Annotated in this window: 7 protein-coding genes; all 7 read left to right on the top strand. The window is 36.6% G+C overall.

All coding sequences use genetic code 11. The annotated features are described in order from the left end of the window. The first annotated feature begins 77 nt into the window (after positions 1 to 77). The 7 genes from GX687_04205 (at position 78) to GX687_04235 (ending at position 6,119) form a co-directional block, all read left to right on the top strand. Positions 78 to 728 (top strand): CBS domain-containing protein, encoded by a 651-nt coding sequence (locus GX687_04205; GenBank protein HHX96649.1) that lies wholly within the window; start codon positions 78 to 80, stop codon positions 726 to 728. A 26-nt stretch (positions 729 to 754) separates the two neighbouring features. Then, positions 755 to 3,439 (top strand): pyruvate, phosphate dikinase, encoded by a 2,685-nt coding sequence (locus GX687_04210; GenBank protein ID HHX96650.1) that lies wholly within the window; start codon positions 755 to 757, stop codon positions 3,437 to 3,439. 287 nt (positions 3,440 to 3,726) lie between these two features. Further along, positions 3,727 to 3,954 (top strand): hypothetical protein, encoded by a 228-nt coding sequence (locus GX687_04215; GenBank protein HHX96651.1) that lies wholly within the window; start codon positions 3,727 to 3,729, stop codon positions 3,952 to 3,954. 29 nt (positions 3,955 to 3,983) lie between these two features. Further along, positions 3,984 to 4,544, top strand: a complete 561-nt coding sequence (locus GX687_04220; GenBank protein HHX96652.1) for a hypothetical protein — start codon at positions 3,984 to 3,986, stop codon at positions 4,542 to 4,544. Positions 4,545 to 4,973: 429 nt separating this feature from the next. After that, entirely contained in the window at positions 4,974 to 5,255 is a 282-nt protein-coding gene (locus GX687_04225; GenBank protein ID HHX96653.1) for a type II toxin-antitoxin system RelB/DinJ family antitoxin, read from the top strand. Continuing rightward, complete coding sequence (locus GX687_04230) at positions 5,245 to 5,520, top strand: type II toxin-antitoxin system YafQ family toxin (protein HHX96654.1); 276 nt, start codon at positions 5,245 to 5,247, stop codon at positions 5,518 to 5,520. Before GX687_04225 ends, GX687_04230 begins: the two co-directional genes overlap by 11 nt. A gap of 296 nt (positions 5,521 to 5,816) precedes the next feature. After that, positions 5,817 to 6,119 (top strand): hypothetical protein, encoded by a 303-nt coding sequence (locus tag GX687_04235; protein HHX96655.1) that lies wholly within the window; start codon positions 5,817 to 5,819, stop codon positions 6,117 to 6,119. Positions 6,120 to 6,505 lie beyond the last annotated feature (386 nt).

Below are 6,505 nucleotides of genomic sequence, written 5' to 3' on the forward strand. Positions count from 1 at the left end.
AATGAAAAATATATATTAAACTTGGATATAGTGCTGCATTATTTAAGATATAGTACAGCATTATGGAGGTGATTTTTATTTGGTTATCTGAGCGGCAAAAAAAGATAGTAAAGATTGTGCAAGAGAAAGGACCAATTATTGGTGAAGAGATTGCGAATCATCTCGGGGTTGTACGTTCTACATTACGTGCAGATTTTGCTTTTTTAACTAAATCAGGTTTTTTGGGGGCCCGCCCTCGAGTTGGTTATTATTATACGGGGAAAAAAATCTTCTGCCATATTGTTGAGGCAGTTAGAAGGTTAAAAGTTAAAGATTGGCAAGCTGTACCTGTAGTTGTCGGGGAAGGGGCAATGGTTTACGAAGCCATTGTTAACTTATTTTCCTCTGATGTTGGTACTCTTTATATTGTAAGTGAAGGGGGGGTTTTAGAAGGGGTAGTTTCTCGAAAAGATTTATTAAAAATTGTTTTGGGACAGGCGGATATTCAAAAAATACCTGTAAACGTCATCATGACGCGGATGCCTAATATTGTCACCATTAGTCCCGAGGATTCTTTGTGGAGTGCAGCCCAAAAAATAGTGGAACACGAAGTAGATTCCCTACCGGTTGTGAAACCGGTTGTTTATCAAGATAGGGAAGGATTGGAGGTAGTGGGTAGAGTCACTAAAACTACCATTACTTCAGCTTTTGTGCATATCGGGCAACATAAGTACATGCAGGAAGAATAAAAAGTATAATTATTGGGGTGAATGCTGTGAAAAAAGCCAATTTTGTTTATCTGTTTACTGAAGGTAAAGCGGAAATGAAAGCTTTGTTAGGCGGTAAAGGTGCCAACCTCGCGGAAATGACAAATATCGGTTTACCTGTACCACCTGGTTTAACTATCACTACTGAAGCTTGTCGTGATTTTTTTGAAAATGATAAGTTGTTACCTGAAGGTTTGGAAGAAGAACTGTGGACTAAATTGGGTGAAGTGGAAAAGCTGACTGGTAAAAAATTTGGAGCTGCTGCTAACCCTTTATTATTATCGGTTCGTTCCGGGGCTCCAATTTCCATGCCTGGAATGATGGATACCATACTTAATTTAGGTTTAAATAAAACGACTATTGAAGGATTAACTAAAGCAACGCAAAATCGTCGTTTTGTTTTAGATTGTTATCGTCGTTTTATACAGATGTTTGCTGATGTGGTAATGGGTGTAAAACATGATTATTTTGAAAAAGTTCTACAGAGGTTAAAAAAAGAAGTAGGTGTTCAAGATGATCAGGATTTAACTACCGCAAATTTAGAAAAATTAATTGAAGAATATAAAACCATTGTTTTTAAAGAAACAGGGCGAAAATTCCCTTCAGACCCACGTGAACAATTAATTATGGCAATTAAGGCTGTTTTTGATTCATGGTATAATCCTCGGGCTGAAGTGTATCGCAATCTCAATCATATTCCACATGATTTGGGTACTGCTGTTAATGTACAAACAATGGTTTTTGGAAATATAGGGGATGATTCTGGTACTGGAGTAGCTTTTACACGTAATCCTGCTACTGGTGAAAACAAAATTTATGGTGAATACTTAATGAATGCTCAAGGGGAGGATGTTGTTGCCGGAATTCGTACACCTAAACCTTTGGCACAATTAAAATCTGAAATGCCTAAGGTTTACCAACAGTTTGAAGAATGCTGTCAGCTATTGGAAAAACATTATCGCGATTTACAAGATATTGAATTTACCATTGAAAAAGGAACTCTTTATTTATTGCAAACTAGAAGTGGTAAAAGAACAGCCCGAGCAGCAATTAAGGTAGCTGTTGACATGTATGGGGAAGGTTTAATTACTAAAAAAGAGGCTCTACTGCGTGTGGATCCGGATTCATTAGGACAATTATTGCATAAAAGAATTGATCTTGAATCCCGGGTAAAGGTAATTGCTAAGGGTCTACCAGCTTCACCTGGTGCGGCATCGGGAAAAATTGTTCTTTGTGCTGATCAAGCGGAAAAATTGGCTAATAAAGGTGAAAAGGTAATTTTAGTTAGTACTGAGACCACACCTGATGATATTCACGGAATTATAGCTGCACAAGGTATTTTAACTAGTAGAGGTGGGATGACTAGTCATGCCGCGGTAGTAGCACGTGGGATGGGGAAATGCTGTGTTTGTGGTTGTGAAAGTTTGAAAATAGATTTTACTGCTGGGACTATAAAAGTAAAGGATCTTGTTTTAAAAGCAGGGGATTTAATTTCTTTGGATGGTACTAGTGGAAATGTAATTTTAGGAGAAGTAAAATTAGTTGATCCGGAAATGAGTTCAGAATTTCAAACGCTTTTAACTTGGGCTGATGAGGTAAGGAAATTAAAAATTAGAACTAATGCCGATAATCCCGTAGATGTTAGAAAGGCTCGTGAATTTGGGGCAGAGGGCATTGGCTTGTGCCGTACAGAGCATATGTTTATGGCCCCAGATCGTTTACCAATAGTTCAAAACATGATTTTGGCTGATACAGTGGAAGAACGGAAAAAAGCTTTAGCAGAATTATTGCCGATTCAGGAAGAAGATTTTTATGGGATTTTACGGGAAATGGATGGTTTTCCGGTAACAATTCGTTTTTTGGATCCTCCTTTACATGAGTTTCTGCCTAATATTGAGGAATTAGCTGTGGAGCTAGCCAAAATGGAAGTTAAAGGTCAAGTGAATGAGGAATATAAAGCTAGGGAAAAGGTGTTGGCTAAAGCCAGAGAACTTCATGAATTTAATCCGATGTTAGGACACCGCGGCTGTCGATTAGGTATTGCTTATCCGGAAATTTATGAAATGCAGGCTACCGCTATTTTTCAAGCATGTGCCCGTTTGGTTAAAGAAGGATATCATATTATTCCTGAATTGGAAATACCTTTGGTAATTGATCAAAATGAATTGCTTTTCTTGCGTAAAAAAATAGAAGAAATTGCTGACACTATTATGCGGGAAAATGATGTGCAGTTTAAATATTATATTGGTACGATGATTGAATTACCGCGAGCTTGTTTGTTAGCCAAAGAAATTGCCCAAGTTGCTGATTTCTTTTCTTTTGGTACTAATGATCTCACACAAACTACCTTAGGCTTTAGTCGTGATGATGCCGAAGGAAAATTCATGGACATCTATTTGGAAAAGGAAATTCTTAAAAAGAATCCTTTTATGGTGATTGATCGAGATGGAGTAGGTCAATTAATGCAAATAGCGGTTGAAAATGGACGTTGTGAAAAAAGCGATCTTTTAATCGGCATTTGCGGTGAACACGGTGGGGAACCAAATTCTATAGAGTTTTGTCATTTAATTGGTTTAGATTATGTCAGTTGTTCGCCTTTCCGTGTGCCGATTGCTCGTTTGGCAGCAGCCCAGGTGGAGATTAATCATCCAAGAACAAGTAATAAGAAGCAAAATAGTATAGGATACGTATAAAATATAGTAAGGGGTATTGTTTCTTAGTGATTCTAAGGGACAATACCTTATTTTTGTTACCTGTTAATGACAAGCGAATCTACTAATAGGAATGAGCTAATGAATAATGTAATATTAACTTTCTTTTTAAAATATGTGATTGCTACAATCGTTTTTTTAGATATGTTTCAGCTCCTACTCTATTAAATTGTTACACGGGTGGTATATAAAGCTGACAGAAGTAAAATCTAAGTAGTAAATGATAATATTAAGCTATATAAACCTACTATCAGAAAAAAGGTGATTAGATGGTTACTGAAACAGCATTACTAGAAATGGGATGGAAATTAGATAATAGTTACGCTGAGTTGCCAGACAAGTTTTATACAAATATCAACCCAACCCCTGTGCGCGCACCAAAGCTGATTATACTTAATCATACTTTGGCGACAACCTTGGGATTAAAGGTGGAGCTATTGCAAAAATCTGGGGGGAGTGACAAGGGAACAAAAAGAGTATTTCGACGTCTAAAATAAATAAAAGAAACTTTTAGGGAGGGAATAATTTGAAAAAAGTATTAACACTAATATTAGTCTTATTATTAAGTATTGCGGTAATTGGTTGTAGTAAAACTCCCGGTGATGCGGATCCCGGAAAAGTTGTAGAACCTAGGGAAGATGTAGATCCTGTAAAAGATGAGGATAATAGCACAGTTATTTACGAGAATACTCAGTATGGTTTTAGCTTTTCTTTACCCGAGGGCTGGAGGAATTACGAAATTAGAAGTGAACAATGGGAAGGTTTACCCCTTGGTGAAGATTCTAATGACAGTAAAGATGTAGAAACAGGTCCATTGATTTCGATTCGACATCCTGAATGGACATCTGCTGATCAACGACAGGATATCCCTATTATGATATTTACCCTAGACCAATGGGAGTCACTAGAAAAAGAGGAATTTCATATTGGGGCGGCACCTATGGGACCTAAAGAATTAGCCCACAATAGTAAGTATGTTTTCGCCCTGCCGGCTCGTTACAACTACGCATTTCCAAAAGGCTATGAAGAGGTGGAAAAGATTTTAGAGGGAAATCCTCTTCAAGCAAATGAAAACATTGATATGTAGTTATGCAAGTGCTCCCGCTAAACTTAAACCAATAATCTTTTTTTTGTTCATAGTAAAAACTCCTCACTTTTGTTTTTATTTTTTTTCTATACTTTATAGACGTTATTACTCCTGAAAAAGTTCTCGTATTTTGTTATTACCGTAAAAAGGTAACATCACTACAACTCAAACATACTTTATAGGGACGGTTACTCAATTGAGAATTACTCAGAAGTATCCTTTAGTAAACGGTAGGTTCCCCCTTTTTAGCAAAAGTAGGGATAGTTAACTTGTAAAATTTGGAACATATTTTTTAAAATTATAGGCTCGCTAAGAGGACTATAATTAGATTTACTCCTCAAAGCTGATAATATTTTATGTGCATTGCATTTACAATGCACATATTTTATATTAAAATACATATAATGATAGTAAAGGGAGGGAAGTTAAATGTCCGAAACAACAAATTTAACCATGCGCATAGATAAAGAACTCAAGGACCAGGCGGAACAGCTTTTCTCTGAATTGGGTATGAATATGACGACGGCATTCACCGTCTTTATCCGACAGGCTATCCGAGAGAGAAAAATACCCTTTGAAATATCTTTGAATAGTCCTAATTCAGAAACGATAGCAGCTATGGAAGAAGCAAATAGAATAAGCCGTGACCCAAGTGCAAAACGCTACTCAAGTTTTGAGGAACTGATAGCGGAGGTTCGGAATGAAGTATGAGATTTTATCGACAGGTAGGTTCAAAAAGGATTTAAAGGCAATTATTAAGCGAGGATACAATGTACAATTACTACAAGAAGTTGTTTCTATGTTGGCAGCGGGAATTACCTTACCGGAAAAATATAAAGACCATCTGTTAATTGGTGACTGGACCGGGCATAGGGAATGCCATATTACTCCCGACTGGCTTTTGATTTATAGGGTTGATAATGATGTTCTAGTATTGACGCTTACCAGAACAGGTACACACAGCGATTTATTTTGAGTAAAATACTTATTACATTGAGTGGAAAATGTTAAATGAATTAAATCATGTGATTGACTATATTGAAGATCATTTATCCGATGATCTATCTCTTGCAATAATTCCTGAATATACTGACACATAAATTATTTTTATCCGCTTTGGTGTTGTAATAAACAGAGCTCATAGACTAGTCGAGGTTGAGCCAAATTCTTTCTCAAGGCCCATGGAGATGGCACTGTTTATTGTGCTTATTCTAAGAGCGTCGGAGCCGTTAAACTTTATTTTTTTCCCAAAAGGTAGATGGGTTTGCAACGATGCACATGGAGTTTATTGACAAGTTTATATCCAGTGATCCAGAAATGGCTATACTCATGGAAAAGTATGAGAAAGAGTTACTCCCTTATATGATAAGATTTATTGAGCAAGGAAGAGAACAAGGTTATTTCAGCAAAAGACTTTCCGTGGAAACTATGTTATTTTATATTAATCTTTTTAGTAGCCAAGCGATGCAACAATTGGAACAAATACCACAGGGAGAACAGAAGCGCCGGATTTATAACGAGTTGCTGACCGTGTTTCTTTATGGCGTTACGGGGGAAAAAGCAATCTCCTTTTAATCATGGACTAGCCAGGGAGACTGTCTTTCTCGGAATTGAAAAGTGTTCCTTAATGTGCAAAAACGACGATTGGTCTATTTTGCTAGCCGCCGCCCAAGCAGTAATTAGCGAAAAGGACCTATCTTAAACAGTTGTAGATTGGGTAATATGTATTAAAGGTGTTATCTCCGAATTTTATGGGGATAACACCTCGTTTTTTATTAAAGATTTAAATGAAAACTGCATTGAAAAAGGGCTATTATGGTGTAGATTTGCACATTTGTGACTGTCAAGTACTTTTAAACAAATTTTGCTAAATAACTTTTAACACCTAGATATTCCCAAATATGGTTTTTCGATGTTTAATTCTGTAACTATCACCACTTAAATGAATTACCTCACTTTTA

The sequence above is a fragment of the Clostridia bacterium genome (assembly GCA_012841935.1).
Classification (GTDB): domain Bacteria; phylum Bacillota; class Peptococcia; order DRI-13; family DTU073; genus DUTS01.

Excerpts from the sequence above, each read along its gene's own strand:
- GX687_04215 (HHX96651.1), top strand. The coding sequence starts at position 3,727 with ATGGTTACTGAAACAGCATTACTAGAAATGGGATGGAAATTAGATAAT.
- GX687_04225 (HHX96653.1), top strand. The coding sequence starts at position 4,974 with ATGTCCGAAACAACAAATTTAACCATGCGCATAGATAAAGAACTCAAG.
- GX687_04230 (HHX96654.1), top strand. The coding sequence starts at position 5,245 with ATGAAGTATGAGATTTTATCGACAGGTAGGTTCAAAAAGGATTTAAAG.
- GX687_04235 (HHX96655.1), top strand. The coding sequence starts at position 5,817 with ATGCACATGGAGTTTATTGACAAGTTTATATCCAGTGATCCAGAAATG.